General features: G+C 66.4%; 21 protein-coding genes. 9 read left to right on the forward strand and 12 right to left on the reverse strand.

What is annotated here, in order from left to right; all coding sequences use genetic code 11:
- Position 1: 1 nt before the first annotated feature.
- The 8 genes from AC1Q64_RS12575 to AC1Q64_RS12610 form a co-directional block, all read right to left on the reverse strand.
- Entirely contained in the window at positions 2–676 is a 675-nt protein-coding gene (locus AC1Q64_RS12575; protein WP_492251546.1) for an amino acid ABC transporter permease, read from the reverse strand.
- 73 nt (positions 677–749) lie between these two features.
- A complete protein-coding gene (locus AC1Q64_RS12580; protein ID WP_492251547.1) occupies positions 750–1,571 on the reverse strand; it encodes a transporter substrate-binding domain-containing protein in 822 nt (273 codons plus the stop codon).
- Positions 1,568–2,365, reverse strand: a complete 798-nt coding sequence (locus tag AC1Q64_RS12585) for a GntR family transcriptional regulator (RefSeq protein ID WP_291434957.1) — start codon at positions 2,363–2,365, stop codon at positions 1,568–1,570. The genes AC1Q64_RS12580 and AC1Q64_RS12585 overlap by 4 nt, the downstream gene beginning before the upstream one ends.
- Positions 2,366–2,641: 276 nt before the next feature.
- A complete protein-coding gene (locus tag AC1Q64_RS12590) occupies positions 2,642–3,106 on the reverse strand; it encodes a DUF2752 domain-containing protein (RefSeq protein WP_492251548.1) in 465 nt (154 codons plus the stop codon).
- A complete protein-coding gene (locus tag AC1Q64_RS12595) occupies positions 3,078–3,650 on the reverse strand; it encodes a hypothetical protein (protein WP_492251549.1) in 573 nt (190 codons plus the stop codon). The genes AC1Q64_RS12590 and AC1Q64_RS12595 overlap by 29 nt, the downstream gene beginning before the upstream one ends.
- Before the next feature lie 108 nt (positions 3,651–3,758).
- A complete protein-coding gene (locus AC1Q64_RS12600) occupies positions 3,759–5,267 on the reverse strand; it encodes a carboxylesterase/lipase family protein (protein WP_492251550.1) in 1,509 nt (502 codons plus the stop codon).
- The gene (locus tag AC1Q64_RS12605) at positions 5,264–6,271 is read right to left on the reverse strand and encodes a Bug family tripartite tricarboxylate transporter substrate binding protein (protein ID WP_492251551.1); all 1,008 of its coding nucleotides are present in this window, start codon (positions 6,269–6,271) and stop codon (positions 5,264–5,266) included. Before AC1Q64_RS12605 ends, AC1Q64_RS12600 begins: the two co-directional genes overlap by 4 nt.
- Before the next feature lie 91 nt (positions 6,272–6,362).
- Positions 6,363–7,061, reverse strand: coding sequence for a TetR/AcrR family transcriptional regulator (locus AC1Q64_RS12610; protein ID WP_492251552.1), 699 nt, complete (start codon positions 7,059–7,061; stop codon positions 6,363–6,365).
- Between the two features lie 170 nt (positions 7,062–7,231).
- Here AC1Q64_RS12610 and AC1Q64_RS12615 point away from each other — a divergent pair, with 170 nt between their 5' ends.
- Both AC1Q64_RS12615 and AC1Q64_RS12620 read left to right on the forward strand, forming a co-directional pair.
- Positions 7,232–8,656 (forward strand): FAD-binding oxidoreductase, encoded by a 1,425-nt coding sequence (locus AC1Q64_RS12615; RefSeq protein ID WP_492251553.1) that lies wholly within the window; start codon positions 7,232–7,234, stop codon positions 8,654–8,656.
- Positions 8,657–8,775: 119 nt separating this feature from the next.
- Positions 8,776–9,567, forward strand: coding sequence for a hypothetical protein (locus tag AC1Q64_RS12620; RefSeq protein WP_492251554.1), 792 nt, complete (start codon positions 8,776–8,778; stop codon positions 9,565–9,567).
- Between the two features lie 192 nt (positions 9,568–9,759).
- On the opposite strand, the gene AC1Q64_RS12625 is transcribed toward AC1Q64_RS12620, so the two are convergent.
- Positions 9,760–10,116 carry an antibiotic biosynthesis monooxygenase family protein gene (locus AC1Q64_RS12625; protein ID WP_492251555.1) on the reverse strand — a complete coding sequence of 119 codons (357 nt, stop codon included), beginning with the start codon at positions 10,114–10,116 and terminating at the stop codon, positions 9,760–9,762.
- Positions 10,113–10,457, reverse strand: a complete 345-nt coding sequence (locus tag AC1Q64_RS12630; RefSeq protein ID WP_291434974.1) for an NIPSNAP family protein — start codon at positions 10,455–10,457, stop codon at positions 10,113–10,115. Before AC1Q64_RS12630 ends, AC1Q64_RS12625 begins: the two co-directional genes overlap by 4 nt.
- 79 nt (positions 10,458–10,536) lie before the next feature.
- Between AC1Q64_RS12630 and AC1Q64_RS12635 the strand changes: the two genes are divergently transcribed.
- Both AC1Q64_RS12635 and AC1Q64_RS12640 read left to right on the forward strand, forming a co-directional pair.
- On the forward strand, positions 10,537–11,265 hold the full coding sequence (locus tag AC1Q64_RS12635; RefSeq protein ID WP_492251556.1) for an ArsR/SmtB family transcription factor: 729 nt from the start codon (positions 10,537–10,539) through the stop codon (positions 11,263–11,265).
- Positions 11,259–11,585 (forward strand): YnfA family protein, encoded by a 327-nt coding sequence (locus AC1Q64_RS12640; RefSeq protein ID WP_492251557.1) that lies wholly within the window; start codon positions 11,259–11,261, stop codon positions 11,583–11,585. The genes AC1Q64_RS12635 and AC1Q64_RS12640 overlap by 7 nt, the downstream gene beginning before the upstream one ends.
- 120 nt (positions 11,586–11,705) lie before the next feature.
- Here the strand turns inward: AC1Q64_RS12640 and AC1Q64_RS12645 are convergent, their stop codons facing one another.
- Both AC1Q64_RS12645 and AC1Q64_RS12650 read right to left on the reverse strand, forming a co-directional pair.
- Positions 11,706–13,295, reverse strand: coding sequence for an ABC transporter substrate-binding protein (locus AC1Q64_RS12645; RefSeq protein WP_492251558.1), 1,590 nt, complete (start codon positions 13,293–13,295; stop codon positions 11,706–11,708).
- A gap of 166 nt (positions 13,296–13,461) precedes the next feature.
- A complete protein-coding gene (locus AC1Q64_RS12650; protein WP_492251559.1) occupies positions 13,462–14,001 on the reverse strand; it encodes a BON domain-containing protein in 540 nt (179 codons plus the stop codon).
- A 317-nt stretch (positions 14,002–14,318) separates the two neighbouring features.
- On the opposite strand from AC1Q64_RS12650, the gene AC1Q64_RS12655 reads away from it, so the two are divergent.
- The 5 genes from AC1Q64_RS12655 to AC1Q64_RS12675 all read left to right on the forward strand — a co-directional run bounded on the left by AC1Q64_RS12655 (position 14,319) and on the right by AC1Q64_RS12675 (position 23,005).
- Positions 14,319–15,380: a ligase-associated DNA damage response exonuclease gene (locus tag AC1Q64_RS12655; protein WP_492251560.1), complete on the forward strand. Its 1,062-nt coding sequence runs from the start codon at positions 14,319–14,321 to the stop codon at positions 15,378–15,380.
- Positions 15,377–17,074 carry an ATP-dependent DNA ligase gene (locus AC1Q64_RS12660; RefSeq protein ID WP_492251561.1) on the forward strand — a complete coding sequence of 566 codons (1,698 nt, stop codon included), beginning with the start codon at positions 15,377–15,379 and terminating at the stop codon, positions 17,072–17,074. Before AC1Q64_RS12655 ends, AC1Q64_RS12660 begins: the two co-directional genes overlap by 4 nt.
- Positions 17,071–19,803 carry a ligase-associated DNA damage response DEXH box helicase gene (locus AC1Q64_RS12665; RefSeq protein ID WP_492251562.1) on the forward strand — a complete coding sequence of 911 codons (2,733 nt, stop codon included), beginning with the start codon at positions 17,071–17,073 and terminating at the stop codon, positions 19,801–19,803. The genes AC1Q64_RS12660 and AC1Q64_RS12665 overlap by 4 nt, the downstream gene beginning before the upstream one ends.
- 5 nt (positions 19,804–19,808) lie before the next feature.
- The gene (gene pdeM, locus AC1Q64_RS12670; protein ID WP_492251563.1) at positions 19,809–20,525 is read left to right on the forward strand and encodes a ligase-associated DNA damage response endonuclease PdeM; all 717 of its coding nucleotides are present in this window, start codon (positions 19,809–19,811) and stop codon (positions 20,523–20,525) included.
- A gap of 242 nt (positions 20,526–20,767) precedes the next feature.
- Positions 20,768–23,005, forward strand: a complete 2,238-nt coding sequence (locus AC1Q64_RS12675; RefSeq protein ID WP_291440033.1) for an NADP-dependent isocitrate dehydrogenase — start codon at positions 20,768–20,770, stop codon at positions 23,003–23,005.
- Positions 23,006–23,079: the final 74 nt, after the last annotated feature.

The raw sequence follows: 23,079 nt of genomic DNA on the forward strand, positions 1-23,079 counted from the left end.
CTTATCTCCCCACCAAAAATCGGGCGCCCACCCACATGAGCAGGCGGCGGGTCAACATCGACAGAGCCAGGTACACCAGCGTGGCGAGGATGAAGGCCTCGAACGCGCGGAAGGTGTTGCTGGAGATCAGGTTGGCGGCATAGCTCAGCTCAGGCGTGGATATCTGCCCGCACACGGCCGAGCCCAGCATCACGATGATGATCTGGCTGACCATGGCGGGCCACACCTTTTGCAGCGCGGGCGGCAGCACCACGCGGCGGAAGGTCTGGCCTGGCGTGAGGGCAAGACTGTGCGCCGCCTCGATCTGACCGCGCGGGGTGGCCTCGATGCCAGCGCGGATGATCTCAGCCGAATACGCGCCCAGGTTGATCACCATGGCCAGCACGGAGGCGAACTCGGGCGAGAGCTTGAGCCCCAGCGCAGGCAGCCCAAAGAACAGGAAGAACAGCTGCACGATGAAGGGCGTGTTGCGCACCAGCTCCACATAGCTGGCCACCGCCCAGCGCAGTGGCAGCGCACGCGGCCCCAGGTTGCGGGCGCGTGCCCAGGCACAGGCCGTGCCCAGCAGCAGGCCCAGCACGGTGCCCACGATGGTCAGGCCGATGGTCCAGAGCACGCCGCGCACCAGCAGCGGCCACGAGGAGAGCACGGCAGAAAAATCAAGCGCAATCAGCATGGTGCGGATGCCGCGTGGCGCTTGTCACGCCACGGTCCTGTTCGGTTCTTTCAGCGGGGGGCGAAAACTGCGATCACAGGGGCAGGTCGCCCGCGGGGCGGCCCAGCCACTTGCTGGACATCTTGTCGATGTCGCCCGACTTCTTAGCCTCGGCAATGATCTCGTTCACGCGCAGGCGCAGCTTGTCTTCACCCTTGGCCACGCCGATGAAGTTGGGGCTGTCTTTCAGCAGCAGCTTGTATTCGGTCTGCAGGTTGGGGTTCTTGACCATGATGGTGCCCGCCGTGGAGGCGCTGGTGGCAATCGCCTGCGTCTGGCCCGACACGAAGGCCGAGATGCTGGCGGCATGGTCTTCAAAGCGCTTCACGTCCACGCCGGGGGGCGCGACCTTGGCCAGCTCCTGGTCTTCCATGGCGCCGCGCGTCACGGCCACCGACTTGCCGGTCAGGTCGGCAAAACTCTTGATGCTCAGGCTCTTGCTCGCGAACACGGCCTGGAAGAACGGTGCGTAGGCCGCCGTGAAGTCAATCACCTTCTCGCGCTCGGGGTTCTTGCCCAGCGTGGAGATGACGAGGTCGGCCTTCTGCGTCTGCAGATACGGGATGCGGTTGGCACTGGTCACGGGGATCAGCTCGACCTTCACGCCCAGCTTGGTGCCGATGTAGTTGGCCATCTCCACGTCCAGGCCCTGGGGCTTGAGGTCCGTGCCGACGAAACCGTACGGCGGGTAGTCGGTGGGGATGGCGATCTTGATTTCCTTGGCCTTGAGGATGTTGTCCAGTGCGTTCTGCGCATGGGCGGCGGGCGCCATCAATGCCGCTGCGAGGCCGGTGGCGGCAAGCACGCCCAGGGTCAGGCGGCGGGTGGACGAGGTGACGGTGCGGACGGTGGTCATAGCAGGGCTCCTAGGTAGGTGGATGCGTCGGCAGGTGCGTCTGGGTCAGACGCTGGGGGGATGGAACTCTGGGTAGCGGCCCGGGGCTTGCGCGCGCGGGCCGGTGGGGTGGTTGGTGCGGGGCTCTTGCGCACGGGCGCCAGCGCGTCGCGCAGCCCCGCCAGCGGGTCGCTGCTGGCCTGCAGGCGCAGGGCCGACTGCACGGTGCCGATGTGTTCCGACATGAGCGACTCGGCGCGCGCAATGTCACCTGCCTCCAGCGCCTCGACGATGCGCACATGATCGGCACACGACTGTGCGGCGTCGTGCGACGATTGGTAAAGCATGGCGATCAACGTGGTGCGCGCCGTGAAGTCGCGCAGCGTATCGGCCAGCAGGCTGTTGCCCAGGCACTCAGCCAGGCACACATGGAAGTCGCCGAGCAGAAAGCTGCGCACGCCCACATCGGAGCCTGCCAGCGCCGCCTTTTCGCGCTGCAGGTGGCTCTTGAGCTGGCGCAGAGCGGCCTTGTCCACCACCTTGAGCTGGTGCAGCAAGCCCAATTCGATCACGCGGCGCGCCTCGAAGGCCTCGCGCGCTTCGTCCTGCGATGGCTCGATCACATACCAGCCGCGCCGGGCACTGACGGTGACGATGCCCCGCGTGGACAAGCGCGTAAGTGCCTCGCGCACGATGGTGCGGCTGCAGTCGAACAGCATGGCCAGCTGCTGCTCGCCCAGGCGGGAGCCAGGCGCGAGCTTTTGCGCCATCACGGCTTCGATGATGCGGTTGCTGATCTCGGTGGCGGTGGTCATTGCCTGCGGTGTCGCAGGTTCCGTGCCAACTGGTATACAAGCTCAATGCACCAGCCTGGCGCACGGACACAGTGCACCACCGGGTCTGCTTGCCCTGCAACGATGCACACCGCTGCGGGGCACCCGCCGAAGTCGGCCGATGTGCATGCATGTGGTGCACGCACAAGCCCTGGCAGGTCATCCGCTGTTTGGGTCAGCCGGATGGCCGTAAAAAACCATCACCCAACAAAAGCGGGAGATACAAAGGCACCAAGGCCCCGAGGGCCCGGCAAGCCGTTACACCAGCCCGGCCAGGCGCGATAGCCAGGACACCACCACAACGCCGCCCACGGCAGTCAACACCGCCGGGTGCCACCACGGCCATCGTGCGAAGCGGCGGCGACCCAAGGCGCCTTCGACCACCGCCTGGCCCGCCAGCAGCGCCAGCCACAGCAGCAGCACCAGCGCGCCCGGATTGGCCGCCCAGGCGGCAGCCAGATCGCCCTGGACCAGGGCCGCACACGCATGGGTGCCACCGCACAGCGGGCAGGGCATGCCCGTCAGCGCCCGAAACCCGCAGCCCAGGCCCAGCCCGCCCTGCCCCAGCCACCAGGGTGTGGCGGCCATGGCCAGCGGCCAGCCCAGGCCAAGCACCAGCCGCAACCGCCGCGCCCCTCCATCGAGCGGTTGCCAAGCAGGCGTTGTGCCTGCAGGCGCCACCGCAGGGCCGGGCTCAGAGCGGAGGGAGGGCCAACGGCTCATCGCCCACCAGCTGGCGTGCCATGTAGTAGGAGCCGATGGTGGACAGCGGCAGCGTCACCAGCGCGCCCACCCAGCACAGCAGGAAGCCCAGCGAGCCCACGATGCCCAGCACCAGCGAACAGAAAAACGCCGATCCCAGGTTCTTGGTCACGATGCTCCAGGCCTGGCTGAAGGCGGCCACACCATCGCGCTCGCCGCGCGCCACGAGGAACAGCGCGACCGGGGGCAGCGCCATGACCAGCAGGCCGGGAATGAAGCACAGCATGAAGCCCAGCGACACCACCAGCGAGCTGATGAGCCCCGCCACAAAGGCGGGCACAAAGTCGTCAAAGCCCCGAAAGACGTCGCCGATCTGCACCGCTTCTCCGCGTGTCTCACGCTCGATCATGCGCATGTAGCCCACCACCATGGGGCCGGCCAGCAGGCCGGCGCTGATGCCGGCGACCACCATCACCAGCAAGGTGCACACCACGTGGGTGATGGCATTTTTCTTGAAGGTGCCCCAGGCACCGGACAGGCAATCTCCCACACTGGCTGAAGCCATGGCAATCCCTCTCTCTGTAGTTGGTTGGTCGCGCGCAAGCGCTGGCTCAGTGTAGCGAGCCAACGGCCGCTGTGGTACCCCTGACGGGTGAGCCCTGAGAGAGGGTCGCTACAGAACTCCCTCCCAGAGCGCAAACCGCTCAGGCTGCGGGTGGGGTGCACAAAACAGAGTCTCACCCAAGTGCTGGACCGGCGCCTGTGCACCGATGTACGGTGCCCATCCGGGGTTGCCATCCCGCGCAAACGCCACCCAGCGCTGCTGAAGTGCCTCGGCCAGCACAATGGGCGGCGTGGGCCCTGCAAGTTCCTGCGCCGTGGGCGTGTGGAGATTGCCAAATACAAACGGCAGCTCCACCCCATGCGCTGCGCCCAGGCGCCCACGCCACTGCGGCGAGGGCCAGGTGAACTCATAACCATGGGCGCTGCGGGCAAAGCGGCTGGCCAGCGCGGCAATGCGCTGCGCGGGCACACGATAGTAGTAATCGGACTGCAGCGCACACAGCCACTCCCCAGGCGTTTGCTGCGCGGACGGCAGCATGTTGCGCAGGGCCTCGGCGCTACTAGTGCTCAAGCCCACATCCTGCGCAAAGGCATGGACCTGCGCCTCCGTCACCCGGTCAATGGCACCGCCAGGCACGTGGTACAGGCGCATCTCCTGCGCGTTGCTGCCCACCAGCACCTGCAGGTCCGGCGGCTGGTCGGCCCACTGCTGCGCAAGCGCCTCCAACGGCGGTGCGGTGAGCACCCGTCCATCGACCACGGGCCGCAAGGGAAAGAAGTTGCGTCCGCCCAGCCCGTGCTGGTGCCGCAGGGCAGGCTCGGAGGCCAGCCGGTGTACGGCGTGCAGCACAGCTGCCTGCTGCGCCGCGCCCAGTGCAGCCAGGGTGGGCTCCACACCCGCAAGCACGGCCACGGCATGGCGCGCCGCAGCGGCCTCCTGCAAGGTCTGGCAGGCGACGCTGGGGCTTTGCAAAATGGCGCGCTGAAACAACCCACGCGACGCGGGCATGCCCATCAGACAGGCCAAGGCCCCGGCACCGGCCGACTGGCCGAACACCGTGGTGCGCGCCGCATCCCCGCCCCAGGCGTGGATATGGTCGCGCACCCACTGCAATGCCAGCAGCAAGTCCAGCAGGCCGCGATTGGCGGGTGCAGCATGCTCCTCGCCTTCGAAGTGCAAAAACCCGTCAATGCCCAAACGGTACTGCACCGACACCAGCACCACGCCCCGTCGCGCCAGCGACGCGCCGTCGTACAGCGGCTCGCTGGCCGCGCCGCGAAAGAATCCGCCGCCATGCACCCAGACCATGACGGGCAGGCGGGCGCCGGGCTCGGCGGTTGGCGCCCACACATTGACCGCCAGGCAGTCGTCGCCCCCCAGCATGGGCGCATCGGCACGCGCGGTGCGGGCCAGTTGCGGTGCCATGGGCGCAAACGCGGTGGCATCGCGCACACCAGACCACGGCACTGTGGGCAACGGCGCCGCAAACCGCAGCGCGCCACGTGGCGCTTGCGCGTACGGCATGCCACGGAACACACGCACGCCCTCCTCCCGCAGGCCGCGCAGTTGCCCACCGTGGGCCAGCGTGACCTGAGGCTCTGCAGTGCCCGCCGTCATTCCGTGGCCAGGCCCAGCTTGTCGATCAGCGGGCGCCACACGGCCGCATCACGCGCCGCCCAGGTGCGCGCATCGGCAGGTGCGGTGGCAGTGAGCGTGACGTTCATGGCTTCAAGGCGGGCCTTGTACTGCGAATCGCCACCCCGACACTTCTCGGTGACCGCATTGAGCCGGTTCAGCAACTCGGGGGGCGTGCCGGCCTTGGCCACCACGGCGATCCACGCGGGCCGCGCCAGGTCGCTGGCAGCGGGCAAGGCTTCAGCGATGGTGGGCACTTCGGGCAGCAACGGCGAGCGCTGCGCACCAAACAGCGCCAGCGGCACCAGCTTGCCCGCCTTGACCTGTGCTGCTGCCGTGCCAATCACCAGCGTCATCGCGTGGATCTGCTGGCCCATGAGCGCGGTGAGGCCCGCGCCCTCACCCACAAAAGGCACATGGGTGCCGGGCACGCCCAGCTTGTCCACCAGTGCCGATGTCAACAGGTGCGCTGGGCTGCCCTTGCCCGGCGAGCCGAAGTTGACCCCGCCGGGCGTGGACCGCGCCAGCTTTTGCAGATCAGCCAGGCTGGAAATGCCCTGCCCTGCCGGCACTGCCAGCACCAGCGGTGATGTTCCGAGCACAGCCACACCGTCAAAGTCGCGCAGCGGGTCGTAGGGCTGCTGTTTGTAGACATACGGTGTGATCGTCATCTGCGACATGCCAATGCTCAGAAGGTTGTAGCCATCCGCTGGCTGTGATTTCAAGTAGTTGACCGCCAGGATGCCGTTGGCCCCGGGCTTGTTCTGCACCACCACCGCCTGTCCAAGTTCACGCGCGGCGCAGTCGGCCCACACCCGGGTCATGGCGTCCGAACCGCTACCAGGCGGCTGCTGGGCGATGAGCTGAATGGGCTTGGTGGGGTAGGCTGCGGGCTGCTGCGCCAGCGCGCTGCCGGCCATGCAGGCAAGTGCCGCCAACCTGCCAAGCGCGACCATGCGCCGGGCGCGCGAAAAAGCAGAGGTCATGGTGTTGTCTCCTGGTGAATGGTTTGAATGAGGGATAGCGGCTGCGAGCACCGCGTGAAGCTTGGGGGCGCGCCTTACCGCCAGCCAAACGTCAACCTGCGCTTTTGGGGCGGCGGCGCCGGGGCGTCTTGGCCGGCACAGCCGCCCCCGTTGCCACAGCAGCTTCACAACGGCTGGCAATCCAGTCCGCCAGGCAGGCCAGCTGGGCCTGCTGTGCAGCATCCGGCGCCTGCGCAGGCGCAAACAGCTGCAGCAGCCCCAGCCCGCGCAGCGACGACAGCACCAGGCCCAGCAGTCCATCGCGGTCGGGTTCTGCTGCCAGCTCTGGGAAGGCCGTGAAGAAGCCTTCGTGCATGCGCATCTGCACACTCTGGCGCAGCTCGGCAATGTGGCCCAGCACCTCGGGCTGGTTGCGGCAGCCCAGGTAGATGTTCCAGGCCACGATGAAACGCGGCTGCGCGTAGACCAGGCGCCACACCGCCTGCACAAACTTCGCCGCCCGTTCACGTGCTGGCAGTGCCGCCCTGGGCCAGAGTTCGCCCGAGCGCACGGTGGACTCGATCAGCTCGCTGAGCACGTTCATCATCAGCACCGCCTTGGATTCGAAGTGGTGCTGCACCGCGCCCGAGGTCATGCCCGCCGACTTGGCCAGCTCGTGGATGGACATGTCCTCCAGGCTGCGGTGCTGGATCACGTCGATGGCCGTGGCAATCAGGTGCTGGCGCGTGGCGGCGCTGCGCTCGGCATGGGTGCGGCGCACCCCGGCCTTCGGGGAAACACGGTGGTTCATGGCGTTTTCACAATATACATTTCGAACGTAATGTATTTATCCCCCAGCCGACCAGCAAGCCCGTGAATACCCGCATCCCCACCCGGGCCCAAGGTCGATCACCCAGCACCCGGCCACAGGGCCGAACCTAGAATGCTTCTCACTGACCGCACCCACCGGAGACACACACCATGAACGCCCCCACCGCTGCTGCCCACCTGCTGCCCGAAATCCAACTGCGCGACGTGCCCCAGGCCCTCATCGATGCGCTGCAGGCCCGCTTCGGCGCGCAGTGCTCGCTGGCCCAGGCTGTGCGCGAGCAGCATGGGCGCGACGAAGGCTCGCTACAGGCCCCACCGCCCAGCGCCGTGGTGTTTGCCGAAAGCACGCAGGACGTGGCCGACGCGGTGAAGCTGGCCAGCCAGTACGAAGTGCCCGTGATCCCCTACGGCGCGGGCTCGTCGCTCGAAGGCCACCTGCTGGCCGTGCAGGGCGGCATCAGCATCGACGTGAGCCGCATGAACCAGGTGCTCAGCATCAACGCCGAAGACCTCACGGTGACGGTGCAGCCTGGCATCACGCGCAAGGCTTTGAACGAAGCCATCAAGGACACCGGCCTGTTCTTCCCCATCGACCCCGGTGCCGACGCCAGCATCGGCGGCATGAGCGCCACGCGCGCCAGCGGCACCAACGCCGTGCGCTACGGCACCATGCGCGAGAACGTGCTGGCACTGGAGGTGGTGACCGCCAGCGGCGAGGTCATACACACCGGCACCCGCGCCAAAAAGAGCAGCGCGGGCTACGACCTGACGCGCCTGATGGTGGGCAGCGAAGGCACGCTGGGCATCATGACCGAGATCACCGTGCGCCTGTACCCGCTGCCCGAGGCTGTGAGCGCCGCCATCTGCTCCTTCCCCAGCATCGAAGCCGCCGTGCGCACCACCATTCAGATCATCCAGATCGGCGTGCCGATTGCGCGCGTGGAACTGATCGACCACCACACCGTGCGCATGGTCAACGCGCACAGCAAGCTGACCCTGCGCGAGGAACCCATGCTGCTGATGGAGTTCCACGGCTCGCCCGCCAGCGTGAAGGAACAGGCCGAGATGGTGCAGGACATTGCCAGCGAATTCGGCGGCCAGGCCTTTGAATGGGCCAGCACCCCCGAGGAACGCACCCGCCTGTGGACCGCACGGCACAACGCCTACTTTGCTGCGGTGCAAAGCCGCCCCGGCTGCCGCGCCATCAGCACCGACACCTGCGTACCCATCAGCCGCCTGGCCGACTGCCTGCTCGAATCGGTGGACGAGGTGGAGGCCAGCGGCATCCCCTACTTTCTCGTCGGCCACGTGGGCGACGGCAACTTCCACTTCGGCTATCTCATCGACCCGAACAGCGCGGAAGAACGCACCCAAGCCGAAGCCATGAACCACACCCTGGTCGCCCGCGCCCTCTCCATGGGCGGCACCTGCACGGGTGAACACGGGGTAGGCATCCACAAAATCGGCTTCTTGTTGGACGAAACCGGCACCGGCGCGGTGGACATGATGCGTGCCATCAAGCGCGCGCTGGACCCGAAGAACATCCTGAACCCCGGCAAGATTTTTGCGATGTGAGGGCATGGGGCCGCACCCCAGGACGGGGGAGACCGACGGCCGATTGGGCCGAAAAGCCATGGCGGGACGGAAAACGTGTGTGTCTCCATCCACGCCAATGAAGAGCAAGAGAGGTCAACGTGAGTGCTTGGGGAACAGGTCTCTTTTCCAACGACACAAGCTGTGATGTTCGCGACGACTATGTCCAGAACTTAAAGCACGGACTCTCTGCCGAGGAGGCTTGCCAGAAGGTCCTCGCCCGCTACGGCGACCTGCTCGCACACACGGAAATCGCCTGCCTCGTGTACCTTGCCCTGGCCGACACCGCGTGGCGCTATGGGCGACTGGATCAGGCACTGAAAGACAAGGCCCTTTCGCTGCTGCAGTCGGGTGGGGATGTCGATGTGTGGGAGCGGGATGCACCCGACCACGTCGCATCGCGCCGCAAAGCCCTTCAGGCACTGGAGGCCCGCCTCCACACCCCCCAAACGCCTGAAAAACCTGTCCAGGTTTCACGACCCAAACCCCAAAAGATCCGGACCACGGCGCCTGTGGGAACTGTTTTGTCCTTGGACCTGCCCCAGGGAGGCTCGGCCTTGCTGGTGCTGGTGGGGTTTGCGGAGCTGGAAAAGAGTGTTGACCCCGTCTTTTCGGTCCTTGGCCAGCGCTTCGCTTCGCCGCCGGATATGCCCGTGCAGATCACTGAGACCGATACAACGCTGGTGCTTTCAAAGACGTCTTTTCGACCCTATCAGCACGTCGCCATTCTTCCCAAGGATGAAAGAAGAAACATTCTCTCCGGGCTGGCGCAAACCAATATCCCGGTGGCTGGTGCGATGCCTTACCAACGCGACAGCACGGTGTGGCTTGCTCAGGGACGCATTGCCAAAGAAATCGACTCGCACCTGGATACTTGGTCTGCACATCCATAGCCTCGTAGCCCATCAGATACGGCCTCTGGCTCCAGCACGAGCGGATTCTCTCGGTGCACCATACACCCGTGCCACTTGAGTTGAACGCCAACGGCATGCAAGAAGCCATCCCACACCAAGACAATTCCATCTTTGCACGGGGCGCCTGAAGATCACAAGGCAAAGCATGTACTTTCGGCCCACTGCAAAGACTTATGACATACCGGTTTCCAGCATGGCGCGCGAATCCGGCGGCGCTCCTTCTCGGTCGCGCATGCCGTAGTCCCGCACCACCGCCGCCACACGCAAACGGTAGTCATAGAAAATGCTGGCGCGGCCCAGCCGCTGAGTGGGGCGGTGGGCTTCCATCTGCCGCCAACGGGCAACAGCCTCTTCGTCGCGCCAAAAGGACAGCGACAGCAAACGGCCTGGCTCGGTCAAGCTCTGAAAGCGCTCAATGGAAATGAAGCCATCCACTTGCTCCAGCAGCGGACGCAGCGCTGCAGCAGCTTGAAGGTAGGCGTCCTGCTGACCGGGCGCTGGTTGAACTTCAAAGATCACGGCCATCATGCGGAAGGCTCCTGGCGATTGGCGGGCAAGCCCAACGTGCCTTCCACACCGTGGGTAAATGTGCGCTCCTCGCGCAGGATGAACCGGTTCTCCTGTGCCATCGCAAAGTTGGCGCGGCCTTCCGGGTCGGCGCGCAGGCGCGCGCGGTAGGCCTCGTAGGCGGCCAGGGAGTCAAAGCCGATCAAGCCCCAGGCCTCGTAGTTGCTGCCCTCATGCGGCAAAAAGTAGCCCAGCAGATGGCCGCCGCAGCGAGGAATGATCTGGCCCCAGCGGCGCGCGTATTCGGCAAACAGCTCGCGCTGAAAGGGATCGATTTCGTAGCGAATGAAGCAGGTGATCATGGAGTTCAGGAGTGGTTGGTGGACAAGGGCTTCACGATAGGCGGTTGACGGACCTCGATGGTTCGCCCAAGATCGAACCATGAAAGATGGACCCCATATTGCGCGCATTGCCGCGCTCATCGGAGACAGCGCACGCGCCGAAGTCCTCACGGCCTTGATGACCGACCGTGCACTGACCGCCACCGAGCTCGCCGACATTGCGGGCGTGACCAAGCAGACCATCAGCGCCCATCTGGCCAAGCTGCTGGATGCCGGTCTGGTCTCCGTGGAAAGCCAGGGCCGGCACCGCTACTTCCGGCTGGCGGACCGCGATGTGGCGCACGTGCTGGAGTCACTGATGAACGTGGCGTTTCGCGCAGGTGCCGTGCGGCTGCGCGCCAGCCCCCGGGAGCCTGCGCTACGCCGCGCGCGCATGTGCTACGACCACCTGGCCGGCGAAGTGGGCGTGCAGTTCTACGAGGCGCTGGTACACCAGGGATTGCTGCAGGCCACGCCCCAAGGTGCGGCCGTAACACCCGCCGGTGCGCACTGGTTTACCCAGGTGGGGATCGACACGTCCACGCTGGCACAGCAGCGGCGCATGCTGTGCCGCCCTTGCCTGGACTGGAGCGAACGCCGGCATCATCTGGGCGGCGCACTGGGCGCTGCGCTGCTGCAACGCCTCTTCGAAGGGGGATGGGCACATCGCGCGCAAGGCTCGCGCGTGGTGCACTTCACGCCCAAGGGTGAGCTTGCACTGCGCCAGTGGCTGGCCACCCAGCCGGACGCCTCCCGGGCGGCAACCACACACGACGCCACGCCATGCTGAAGACCGTGCTGCTCTTCATCGTCACCGCCCTCGCCGAAGTCGTGGGCTGCTACCTGCCCTGGCTATGGATCAAGCAGGGCAAACCGGTGTGGCTGCTTCTGCCTGCCGCCGCAAGCCTGGCGCTGTTTGCCTGGCTGTTGACGCTGCACGACACGGCCGGCGCGGGCCGCGTGTACGCAGCCTACGGCGGGGTCTACGTCGGGGTGGCACTGGTCTGGCTGTGGGCGGTGGATGGCATCCGCCCCACACCGTGGGATGTGGCGGGCGTGCTGGTGGCGCTGGCGGGCATGGCGATCATCATGCTGCAGCCCGAGCATTGAGAGCTGCTTAAGTCGCCTTCGGCGCCGTCCCCCAGGGGGGCCCGGAGGCCCGGCAAAGCCGGTTCCACGGGTGCACTGGCATGGGCTGCGCCCGCCTCAAAGGCTGCGGAGCCCAAGGCCTCAGTTCACTTTGATCAACCGCCAGTCAATCCGGTTGTCCGGCCGCTGCACCAGGTCCACGTTTTTCTTCATGGCCCAGGCCAGCATCTGGTTGTGCAGCGGGATGTGCGCCACGGTGTCGTTCTGCAGTTGCAAACCCTCCGTCAGCAGACGGTTGCGCACGGGCAGGTCGATCTCGGTCTTCACACGGTCCACGATGTAGTCCATGCGTTCATTGCTGTAGCGGCCGAGGTTGTAGTTGCCGTCGCCCCCCGTGGTCTTGGTGCGGGTGAGCGACTGCAGCGTGTACAGCGCATCAAACGTAGGCACACCCCAGCTCAGCATGGCAATGCTGGCCTCGTGCCGCTGCGCCATGGGGTAGTAGCTGACGGCTGGCTGCGTGCGCAGTTTGGCCCTGACGCCGATGCGCGACCACATGGCGGTAATGGCCTGGCACAGTTGTTCGTCCTGCACGATGGCGTTGTTGCTGCAGGCGAAGTCCACCTCAAAGCCATCGCTGTACCCCGCTTGCGCCAGCAGGTCTTTGGCAATGTTGACGTCATATGGCAAGCGCTTGTCCACCGCCTCGGTCCAGCCGTTGACCAGGGGCGACACGATGGCGCCCGTGGGCTTGGACATGCCGCGCATGGTCACACGCTGCAGGGTGGCGCCATCGATGGCCTGGTACAGCGCCTTGCGCACACGCAGGTCCTTGAGCGGATTCCTGCCCTTGATGTTGCTACCCGGCAGTTCGTCACGGAACTGGTCCATGGCAAGGTACACGGTGCGGTTCTCCACCATCTCCAGCACCTTGAGGTTCGGATTGGCCTTGACGCGGGCCAGGTCCTGGATGCTGGTGTCGCGCACCATGTCCACCTCGCCCGACAGCAGCGCGGCAATGCGCGTGGCCTCGGACTTGATGGGCAGGTAGCTGATCTCGGTCACGTTGCCCTCCACCTTACCCGCATTCCACCAGTTGGGGTTGGCGGCAAAAACAATCTTCTGGTCGGGCACCCACTCCTTGAGCACGAACGGGCCAGTGCCCATGGCATTGCGGTGGGAGAAGGTCTCGTCCTTGGCCTTGATGTCCTTGGGCTCCACTGAATTGTTCTTTTCGGCCCAGGCCTTGCTCATCACGCGCAGCTCGGTCAGCTGGTTGAGCAGCACGGGATTGGGGTTCTTCAAGAAGATGTCAATGGTCTCGCCATCCACCTTGGCGATGCGGTCCATGCCCTGGGTATAGATGGCATAGGTGGAGGTCTTGCTCATGGCGCGCTGCAGCGAATACACCACGTCGTCCGCCGTCATGGCAGAACCATCGCTGAACTTCACGCCCTGGCGCAGCTTGAAGCGCATCTGCGTGGGGCTGACCTGCTGCCACGACGTTGCCAGCAAAGGCTCCACCCTGAGGGTGCGGCTGTTGAACATCACCAGCGACTCGTACACCGCCGCGTGGATACCGTTACCCAGGGCGCTGTTTTGCGAATGGATATCCATGGTCTGAATGTCGCTGGAGCCGGACCACTTGAACGGTTTGGCCGACACGGTGGGTGATGCAACAACTGCCAGGGTCAGAGTGGCAGCCACCAGCAAGGAAAACTTGAATGGCATGAAGAAGTCCTTCGTGAATGAAGAATGACGAACCAGCAATATGCAGCAGGACACGCGCTAGCCCAAGCACTCCAACCGCAGTGTGGTGCCAGTGAGTCATCGCTGCCGCAAAGACCACTGCGCAATCACTGTGCCCGCGATCTGCGCAGCCATCTGGCCCCGCACATCAGGGCTTGTGCGGCAGGGCCAGCAGGTACCGCGTAGCCGCCGCATCCGTCCCGAGCTGCAACAAATTGATCACCCCCATCACATCGTCCACCAGCCACACAGCCTTCTCCAGCGCGTCGGACTGCGCTTGCGACTGCACGCAGCCCTTGAGCGTCACCAGCCGCCGCTCGCCCAGCACCCACACGCTGGTGTCGCCAAAGCGGCCGTCCTGCTGGATGTAGCGCTGCACGCGCGGGATGATCTCGGCGTCGTACAGGTAGGAGTTGGGCAGGCGACAGCGCCCCACGCGGTGGCAGCTGCCGCCATGCTGAGAGCGCACATGCGCCAGTTCGCGCACCTCTGCCTCGGTGTACAGAGGCCCTTCGGGCACGGGGCATTGCGGGATGGCGCGGGTGACTTGGACGAAGGGGTCGTTGAAGGCGTTGGTGCGCGGCGCGGCGCCGGGAGGGACCTGGGCGCCGGCTGATGCGGCCACGAGGCCCAAAACCGGGCCGTAGAGCAAGGCAAAAAGCGACCGATACGACGGATACAAGCGCATGGATGAGTCCCTGGCTGCGGGTCTGGGCCGCAGGCGACCGCCATCGTACGGGCATGGTTTTCTGCCGTAAAGGCAGCCGCCCGTGCGCAGAACGCGGCGCAGTCCTGCAGACGGCGCAATCGATGGCGGGATGATGGAGAGGGACGCGCCTTCAGCGGCACGGCCCAGCAGGCCAATACGCTTCACTATTGATAGCAATCGAGGCATACAATATCGGCGCTTGCGGCAGATTGGACGTCAAAAGCGCCTGCAACCCCCTACCGGGCAAACCCGGGCAACCCCACCGGCTTTGCCTTGCCGCCTACGATGCCACACGCATGTCCAGCAACGAACTGATCGTCCACCGCCCCGAAGGCCTGTACTGCCCGCCCGGCGACTTCTACATCGACCCCTGGCGGCCCGTGGAGCGGGCCGTGATCACGCACGCACATTCGGATCATGCACGCATGGGTTCGGCCCACTATCTGGCGCACCACGACAGCGCGGGCACGCTGCGCAACAGGCTGGGGGCGGACATCGCGCTGCAGACGCTGGCCTATGGCGAGGTCATCGACCACCATGGCGTGCGCGTGTCGCTGCACCCGGCCGGGCATGTGCTGGGCTCGGCCCAGGTGCGCATCGAAAACGGTGGCCAAGTGTGGGTGGCCTCGGGCGACTACAAGCTGGAGGACGATGGCACCTGCCTGCCCTTCGAGCCGGTGCGCTGCCACACCTTCATCACCGAATCCACCTTTGGCCTGCCCATCTACCGCTGGCCTTCGCAGCCCGTGCTGTTCGCCGACATCAACGCCTGGTGGGCCGCGAATGTTGCTGCGGGCAAGGCCAGCGTGTTGTATGCCTACGCCTTCGGCAAGGCGCAGCGGCTGCTGCACGGGGTGGATGCCAGCATCGGGCCCATCGTGGTGCATGGCGCGGTGGAGCCGCTCAACGCCGTGTACCGCGCGGCCGGTGTAGACCTGCCGCCCACGCTGCGTGTGACGGACCCGGGCCTGACCCAGGCGGACCTGAAACGCGCGCTGGTGCTGGCCCCGCCCTCGGCAGCGGGCACACCCTGGCTCAAGCGGTTTGGAGAACACTCCGACGCATTTGCCAGCGGCTGGATGCTGGTGCGCGGCGCACGCCGCCGCCGGGGCGTGGACCGGGGCTTTGTGATGAGCGACCACGCTGACTGGCCGAGCCTGCAGAAAGCCATTGGTGCCACGGGCGCGGAGCGCGTCATCGTGACGCACGGCAGCACGGCGGTAATGGTGCGCTGGCTGTGCGAGCAGGGGCTGGACGCCCAGGTGTTCGCCACAGAATACGGCGCCGATGACAACGAGGACGATGCAGGCGCTGTGCCCGAACCAAGCAGCCAACCCGCACCCGAGCGGACGGCATGAAGGCCTTTGCCCAGCTGTTCCAGGCGCTCGACGCGACTACAGCGCAGTCGGCCAAACTCGCGGCACTGGTGGCTTACCTGCGCGTGGCACCGCCCGCCGATGCAGCCTGGGCCACGTACTTTCTCGCAGGCGGCAAACCCCGCCAGATGGTGCCCACCAAGCGCCTGAAAGCGCTGGCGCAAGAGGCTGCGGGCCTGCCCGAGTGGCTGTTTGAAGAAAGCTACCAGGCCGTGGGCGACCTGGCCGAAACGCTGGCGCTGCTGCTGCCGCTGCCCACCCAGCCCACCGAGCTGACACTGGCCGAATGGATGGCTCAGCTGCTGCCCCTGCGCGCCCTGCCGCAGGGTGACGCCGATACCCGTCTGCGCACGCAATGGAACATGCTGGCGCCGGAGCAGCGCTTTGTGTACTTCAAGCTCATCACCGGCAACTTCCGCGTGGGGGTGTCGCGCCTGCAGGTGACGCAGGCGCTGGCCACGGTGAGCGCGCTGGACCCCAAGCGCATCGCACACCGGCTGATGGGCTACACACAGATCGGCCGGCAACCGCAGGCCAGCGATTACCAGGCGCTGATCGCGCCGGTGGACGACGATGCCAGTACGCAGGATGCTGCCGATGCAGGCCAGCCCTACCCGTTCTTCCTGGCCCACCCGTTCAACCAGCCCGTGGCCGAGATGCCTGCACTTCTGGGCACGCCCGGTGACTGGCTGGTGGAATGGAAGTGGGACGGCATCCGCGCGCAGATCGTGCGGCGTGCGGGCGCGGTGTGGGTCTGGTCGCGCGGGGAGGAGCTGGTGACCGACCGCTTTCCCGAACTGGCCGAGGCCGCACTGGCGGCTCTGCCCGACGGCACGGTGGTCGATGGCGAGATTCTGGTGTGGCTGCCCAATGAGCCCCAGCCCCGCCCCTTTGCCGACCTGCAAAAGCGCCTGGGCCGCAAGACGCTGACCCCCAAGCTGCTGCGCGATCTGCCCGTGGTGCTGGTGGCCTACGACCTGCTGGAGCACGCAGGGCAGGACCTGCGCCAGCAGCCCCAACAGGCACGCCGCGCGCTGCTGGAGACCACGCTGCAACGGCCTGATGACGCAGCCATCGCTCCCCCACCCCACAAAGCCCTGCGCCTGAGCGCGCTGCTACATGGCAGCGACTGGCAAGACCTCGCACGCCAGCGCGAGGCCGCGCGCAGCATGGGCACCGAGGGTTTCATGCTCAAGCACCGCAGCGCGCAGTACGGCGTGGGCCGCACCAAGGATGTGGGCGTGTGGTGGAAGTGGAAGATCGACCCCATGAGCGTGGACGCCGTGCTCATCTACGCCCAGCGCGGCCATGGCCGCCGCGCCAGCCTCTACACCGACTACACCTTTGCCGTGTGGACCGGGCCGCAGGACGCCCCAGAGCGGCAACTGGTGCCCTTTGCCAAGGCGTATTCCGGCCTGACCGACGCCGAGATTGCGCAGGTGGACGCCATCATCCGCAAGACCACGCGCGAGAGCTTTGGACCCGTGCGCAGCGTGGACGCGACGCTGGTGTTTGAGCTGGGCTTTGAGGGCATTGCGCGCAGCCCACGCCACAAGAGCGGCATTGCGGTGCGCTTTCCGCGCATGCTGCGCTGGCGCCAGGACAAACCCGTGGCCGAGGCCGATACCTTGCAAACGCTGATGGCGCTGCTGCCAGGGCAGGACGCGGCCGCATGAGCACGACACGCCGACCGCGCAAGCCCCTGCCCCCGGTGGCACCGAGTGCCGCTGCCGCCTGGATGGCGGCGCGCGGGTGGCAGCCGTTCGGCTTCCAGCAAGACGTGTGGCGCGCGATGGGTGAGGGCCGCTCGGGCCTGCTGCACGCCACCACGGGCGCGGGCAAGACCTATGCGGTATGGCTGGGCGCGCTGCAGCACTTGGCGCGGGCCGATGCTGCACCGGCGCCAGAAGAAGCCCACAAAGTCCCCAACGCCCGTACCGCCCTGCGCACGCGCCGCGCTGCGGCACCGCCCCTCACCGTGCTGTGGATCACGCCCATGCGCGCACTCGCCGCCGATTCGCTGCGCGCCCTGCAAGAGCCGCTGCCCGATCTGGCGCCCGCGTGGACCAGCGGCCTGCGCACCGGCGACACCGCCAGCGGCGAACGCGCCGCGCAAGACCGCCGCCTGCCCACGCTGTTGGTGACCACGCCCGAGAGCGTGTCGCTGCTGCTGGCCCGCGCCGATGCGCGTGAGCGCCTGGCCAGCGTGCGCCTGGTGGTGGTGGACGAATGGCACGAGCTGGTGGGCAACAAGCGCGGCGTGCAGGTGCAACTGGCGCTGGCGCGCATGTCGGGCTGGAACCCCGCGCTGCAGGTGTGGGGCATGTCGGCCACGCTGGGCAACCTGGAGGAGGCCCTGCACACCTTGCTGCCGCAGCCCGTGTCCAGCACGGCAAAAGCGCCACAGCCGCCTCCCGCCGTGCTGGTGCAGGGCCGTATCGACAAGCGGCTGGAGGTGCAGGTGATGCTGCCCGCGCGGGCCGACCGCTTTGCGTGGGCGGGCCACATGGGGCTGAGCCTGCTGCCGCAGGTGGTGCAGTCGATCGAAGCGGCGGCGTCCACCTTGGTGTTCACCAACACGCGCTCACAAGCAGAGCGCTGGTACCAGGCGCTGCTGGAGGCACGGCCCGACTGGGCGGGCACCATCGCACTGCACCACGGGTCGCTGGGGCATGAGGTGCGCGACTGGGTGGAACAAGGCCTGAAGGCCGGGCAGCTCAAGGCCGTGGTGTGCACATCGAGCCTGGACCTGGGCGTGGACTTTTTGCCGGTAGAGCAGGTGCTGCAGATCGGCTCGGCCAAGGGCGTGGCGCGGCTGGTGCAGCGCGCGGGCCGCTCGGGCCATGCGCCCGGGCGCAGCTCCAGCATCACGCTGGTGCCCACGCACAGCCTGGAGCTGGTGGAGGCCGCCGCTGCGCGCCGTGCCCTGGCGCAGGGCAGCATCGAAGAACGGTACACGCCGCGTGCGCCGCTCGATGTGCTGGTGCAGCACCTGGTCACCATCGCGCTGGGCGGCGGCTTTGTGCCCGATGCGCTGCTGGCCGAGGTGCGCCGCGCACCCGCCTATGCCCAGCTGGCCGATACCGACTGGCAATGGGCACTGCAGTTCGTGCGCCAGGGCGGCGCGTCGCTGGCCACCTACCCGGACTTTCACCGCGTAGTGCCCGACGACGAAGGTATCTGGCGCGTGCCCGATGCCCGCCTGGCGCGCCGCCACCGCAGCAACATCGGCACCATCGTGAGCGACGCCAGCATGCAGGTGCAGTTTGTGAGCGGTGGGCGCCTGGGGTCGGTGGAAGAGAGCTTTATCGCCCGGCTGCGCAAGGGCGATGTGTTCATGTTTGCGGGCCGCCTGCTGGAGCTGGTGCGCACGCAGCAGATGACGGCCTATGTGCGCATCGCCCCCAAGGGCAGCGCTGCACTGCCGCGCTGGAGCGGCGGGCGCATGCCGCTGTCGAACACGCTGGCCGATGCGATGCTGGAACAGCTGGCGCAGGCCGAGCACGGCCAGTTCGCCACGCCCGAGATGCGCTGCGCCCGGCCACTGCTGGAGCTGCAGCAGGCGTGGTCGGCCCTTCCCACCCCGGGTCGCCTGGTGGCCGAGACCCTGCACACGCGCGAGGGCTGGCACCTGTACCTGTACCCGCTGGCAGGCCGCCTGGTGCACCTGGGCCTGGCCGGGCTGCTGGGCTGGCGCGCGTCGCAGCAGGTGCCCAACACCTTCTCCATCGCGGTCAATGACTACGGGCTGGAGCTGCTGTCGGCCAAGCCAGTGGACTGGCCCGCGCTGCTGCCGCGCCTGATCGGCGAAGGCACGCACACCACCATCGGTAGCGGGCTCGAAGAGGAAGTGCTGGCCAGCCTGAACGCCACCGAAATGGCGCGCAGGCGCTTTCGCGAGATCGCGCGCATTGCGGGTCTGATCTTCCAGAGCCACCCCGGCGAACAGCGCAGCAGCCGCCAGCTGCAGGCCTCGTCGTCGCTCTATTACGACGTGTTTGCCCAGTACGACCCCGACAACCTGTTGCTGGCCCAGGCCCGTGCCGAGCTGCTGACGAACGAGCTGGACATGGACCGGCTGGCACGCACGCTGCGCGGCATGCAGGCGCAGACCCTGTCCATACACGCCTTGGATCGCCCCACCCCGTTTGCGCTGCCGCTGATGGTGGAGCGCTTTCGCGAACGCCTGAGTACCGAGACCCTGGCCGACCGGCTGGCGCGCATGGTGCAGGCGCTGGAGCTGGCGGCCGACGCCACCACGGGCACCCACCTTGCGCAGCACCCAGTCCATTCCACGGACATGGCGTGGGACATCCCTGAAGGCTCTGCCACTTCGGCACGGCGCACGCGCAGAGACCCGGCCGGAGAGGCACCCCGCAGCGCCCGCAGACGCCACGGATTCTGAGCACGATGCACTCCTCCCTGCCCTTCAATGCCGCCACGCCCCCCACAGGTGCGCACGCCATCACCCTGCCCTGCGGCACCGCACTGCAGCTGCTGCCTCAGCGCGCGCTGTGGTGGCCCGCCGCGCGCATGGTGCTGGTGGCGGATGTGCATTTCGGCAAGGCGGCCACCTTCCGCCGCGCGGGCCAGCCCGTGCCGCACGGCACCACGGCCGACAACCTTGAACGGCTGGATGCGGTGCTGGCCGCCACGGAGGCCGACCACCTGGTGTTTCTGGGCGACTTTCTGCATGCGCGCAGCGGCGCAGCCGATGCGCTGTGGCAGCAGCTGCTGCCCTGGCGCCAGCGCCATGCGCATGTGGCGATGACGCTGGTGCGCGGCAACCATGACCAACACGCGGGCGACCCGCCGGCCGCGCTGGCACTGGCGCTGGTCAACGAGCCCTGGTTGCCTTGCGCCGGTGTGCCAGTGCTGGCCTGCCACCACCCGCAGACGGTTGAAGGCCACACGGTGCTCGCGGGGCATCTGCACCCCACGTTGCGGCTGAGAGGCCCGGCGCGGGATGCGCTGCGGACGCCCTGTTTTGGCTGGGGCAACGGGCAACTGGTCCTGCCTGCCTTTGGGGCTTTCACCGGCACCGCGCCCCACACGCTGCCCTATCACTGGACACGGTTCGTGGTCACCCCAGGCCGGGTGGTGGCAGTTCCGGCAGGCTTTGCGTAGCGCCCGCCAGGGGGTGCCGTGCACGCGTCCGAGCCGTCAAACTGCGGGAGGCAGCAGGGTGATTACCACTTTTTTGGTGAAAAAAAGTGCCCTGACCTTATGATAATTTTGCATTGTGAGATTCGATTGCAAAAACAGCGGGCGCAGACAGCCCCGAGCAAGGAGAATGAGAGAGCATCCGCGTTTAGCCCCGCTGCGACGCAGCCGGGGGCATCTACCTACTCTGTTTCGTGAGACAAGCCATGACGACCCAGCAACCTTCCATCATCTACACCCTGACCGACGAAGCACCCCGTCTGGCCACGGCTTCCTTCCTGCCCATCATTCGCACGTTTGCGGCACCGGCAGGCATCAACGTGCTGGAGAGCGACATCTCGGTGGCAGCGCGCATCCTGGGTGAGTTCCCCGATTACCTGACCGAAGAACAGCGCGTGCCCAACAACTTGGCCGAGCTGGGCAAGAAGACGCTTCAGCCCGATGCCAACATCATCAAGCTGCCCAACATCAGCGCATCCGTGTCGCAGCTGAAAGCTGCCATCGCCGAGCTGCAGGCCAAGGGCTACGCCCTGCCCGACTACCCGGACCAGCCCAAGGACGACAAGGAAAAGGAAATCAAGGCCCGCTACAACAAGTGCACCGGCTCGGCCGTGAACCCCGTGCTGCGCGAAGGCAACTCCGACCGCCGCGCGCCCAAGGCCGTGAAGGAATACGCCCGCAAGAACCCGCACAGCATGGCCGAGTGGAGCCAGGCCTCGCGCTCGCACGTTTCGCACATGCACGCTGGCGACTTCTATCACGGCGAAAAGTCCATGACGCTGGACCGCGCCCGTGACGTGAAGATGGAGCTGATCACCAAGAGCGGCAAGACCATCATCTTGAAGCCCAAGGTCAGCCTTCTCGACCGCGAAGTGATCGACAGCATGTTCATGAGCAAGAAAGCCCTGCTGGCCTTCTATGAAAAGGAAATCGAAGACGCACGCAAGACCGGCGTGATGTTCTCGCTGCACGTGAAGGCTACGATGATGAAGGTGTCGCACCCCATCGTGTTCGGCCACTGCGTGAAGATCTTCTACAAAGACGCGTTCGAGAAACACGCCAAGACCTTTGAAGAGCTGGGCGTGAACGTGAACAACGGCATGGTGGACCTGTACACAAAGATCGAGACCCTGCCACAAAGCCAGCGTGACGAGATCAAGCGCGACCTGCACGCCTGCCACGAGCACCGCCCCGAGCTGGCCATGGTGGATTCGGCCAAGGGCATCACCAACTTCCACTCGCCCAACGACATCATCGTGGACGCGTCCATGCCCGCCATGATCCGCAACGGCGGCAAGATGTGGGACGCCAACGGCCGCCTGAAGGACGTGAAGGCCGTGATGCCCGAGTCGACCTTCGCCCGCATCTACCAGGAGATCATCAACTTCTGCAAATGGCACGGCGCGTTCGACCCCAAGACCATGGGCACGGTGCCCAACGTGGGCCTGATGGCCCAGCAGGCCGAGGAATACGGCAGCCACGACAAGACCTTCGAGATCGCCGAAGACGGCGTGGCCAACATCACCGACCTGGCGACCGGCGAAGTGCTGCTGAGCCAGGACGTGGAAGCCGGCGACATCTGGCGCATGTGCCAGGTCAAGGACGCTGCGATCCGTGACTGGGTGAAGCTGGCCGTGAACCGCGCCCGCAACTCTGGCATGCCCGTGGTGTTCTGGCTGGACTCGTACCGCCCGCACGAGGCGCAGCTGATCACCAAGGTCAAGATGTACCTGCACGAGCACAACACCACCGGCCTGGACATCCAGATCATGAGCCAGGTGCGTGCCATGCGCTACACGTTGGAGCGCGTGATCCGTGGCCTGGACACCATCAGCGCCACCGGCAACATCCTGCGCGACTACCTGACCGACCTGTTCCCCATCATGGAACTGGGCACCTCTGCCAAGATGCTGTCGATCGTGCCGCTGATGGCTGGTGGCGGCATGTACGAGACGGGTGCCGGCGGCTCGGCCCCCAAGCATGTGCAGCAGCTGGTGGAAGAAAACCACCTGCGCTGGGATTCGCTGGGCGAGTTCCTGGCGCTGGCCGTGTCGCTGGAAGACCTGGGCCTGAAGACCGGCAACGGCAAGGCCAAGATCCTGGCCCAGACGCTGGACGCCGCCACAGGCAAGCTGCTGGACAACAACAAGAACCCCTCGCCCAAGACCGGCCAGCTCGATAACCGTGGCAGCCAGTTCTACCTGGCCCTGTACTGGGCGCAAGAGCTGGCCACGCAAACGGCCGATGCCGAACTGGCCCAACTGTTCGCCCCGCTGGCCAAGCAGCTGGCCGACAACGAGCAGGCCATCGTGGCCGAACTGGCTGCCGTGCAGGGTGCACCCGCCGACATCGGTGGCTACTACCTGCCCGACGTGGCCAAGCTGGACGCCGTGATGCGCCCCAGCAAGACGCTGAACGAAGCCCTCAAGGCTGTGGCTGCCTGATACCGGCCCCCGATGCTGCGGCCCTGCGCTGCAGCAGCACAAAACAAAGGCCCCGCAGAGCGGGGCCTTTTTTC

Source organism: Acidovorax sp. GW835-FHT14G06, from assembly GCF_058793595.1.

What these genes read in the sequence shown, in the direction of transcription:
- AC1Q64_RS12575 (WP_492251546.1), bottom strand. Translation starts at nt 676, where the DNA reads ATGCTGATTGCGCTTGATTTTTCTGCCGTGCTCTCCTCGTGGCCGCTG.
- AC1Q64_RS12580 (WP_492251547.1), bottom strand. Translation starts at nt 1,571, where the DNA reads ATGACCACCGTCCGCACCGTCACCTCGTCCACCCGCCGCCTGACCCTG.
- AC1Q64_RS12585 (WP_291434957.1), bottom strand. Translation starts at nt 2,365, where the DNA reads ATGACCACCGCCACCGAGATCAGCAACCGCATCATCGAAGCCGTGATG.
- AC1Q64_RS12590 (WP_492251548.1), bottom strand. Translation starts at nt 3,106, where the DNA reads ATGAGCCGTTGGCCCTCCCTCCGCTCTGAGCCCGGCCCTGCGGTGGCG.
- AC1Q64_RS12595 (WP_492251549.1), bottom strand. Translation starts at nt 3,650, where the DNA reads ATGGCTTCAGCCAGTGTGGGAGATTGCCTGTCCGGTGCCTGGGGCACC.
- AC1Q64_RS12600 (WP_492251550.1), bottom strand. Translation starts at nt 5,267, where the DNA reads ATGACGGCGGGCACTGCAGAGCCTCAGGTCACGCTGGCCCACGGTGGG.
- AC1Q64_RS12605 (WP_492251551.1), bottom strand. Translation starts at nt 6,271, where the DNA reads ATGACCTCTGCTTTTTCGCGCGCCCGGCGCATGGTCGCGCTTGGCAGG.
- AC1Q64_RS12610 (WP_492251552.1), bottom strand. Translation starts at nt 7,061, where the DNA reads ATGAACCACCGTGTTTCCCCGAAGGCCGGGGTGCGCCGCACCCATGCC.
- AC1Q64_RS12615 (WP_492251553.1), top strand. Translation starts at nt 7,232, where the DNA reads ATGAACGCCCCCACCGCTGCTGCCCACCTGCTGCCCGAAATCCAACTG.
- AC1Q64_RS12625 (WP_492251555.1), bottom strand. Translation starts at nt 10,116, where the DNA reads ATGATGGCCGTGATCTTTGAAGTTCAACCAGCGCCCGGTCAGCAGGAC.
- AC1Q64_RS12630 (WP_291434974.1), bottom strand. Translation starts at nt 10,457, where the DNA reads ATGATCACCTGCTTCATTCGCTACGAAATCGATCCCTTTCAGCGCGAG.
- AC1Q64_RS12635 (WP_492251556.1), top strand. Translation starts at nt 10,537, where the DNA reads ATGAAAGATGGACCCCATATTGCGCGCATTGCCGCGCTCATCGGAGAC.
- AC1Q64_RS12640 (WP_492251557.1), top strand. Translation starts at nt 11,259, where the DNA reads ATGCTGAAGACCGTGCTGCTCTTCATCGTCACCGCCCTCGCCGAAGTC.
- AC1Q64_RS12645 (WP_492251558.1), bottom strand. Translation starts at nt 13,295, where the DNA reads ATGCCATTCAAGTTTTCCTTGCTGGTGGCTGCCACTCTGACCCTGGCA.
- AC1Q64_RS12650 (WP_492251559.1), bottom strand. Translation starts at nt 14,001, where the DNA reads ATGCGCTTGTATCCGTCGTATCGGTCGCTTTTTGCCTTGCTCTACGGC.
- AC1Q64_RS12655 (WP_492251560.1), top strand. Translation starts at nt 14,319, where the DNA reads ATGTCCAGCAACGAACTGATCGTCCACCGCCCCGAAGGCCTGTACTGC.
- AC1Q64_RS12660 (WP_492251561.1), top strand. Translation starts at nt 15,377, where the DNA reads ATGAAGGCCTTTGCCCAGCTGTTCCAGGCGCTCGACGCGACTACAGCG.
- AC1Q64_RS12665 (WP_492251562.1), top strand. Translation starts at nt 17,071, where the DNA reads ATGAGCACGACACGCCGACCGCGCAAGCCCCTGCCCCCGGTGGCACCG.
- pdeM (WP_492251563.1), top strand. Translation starts at nt 19,809, where the DNA reads ATGCACTCCTCCCTGCCCTTCAATGCCGCCACGCCCCCCACAGGTGCG.
- AC1Q64_RS12675 (WP_291440033.1), top strand. Translation starts at nt 20,768, where the DNA reads ATGACGACCCAGCAACCTTCCATCATCTACACCCTGACCGACGAAGCA.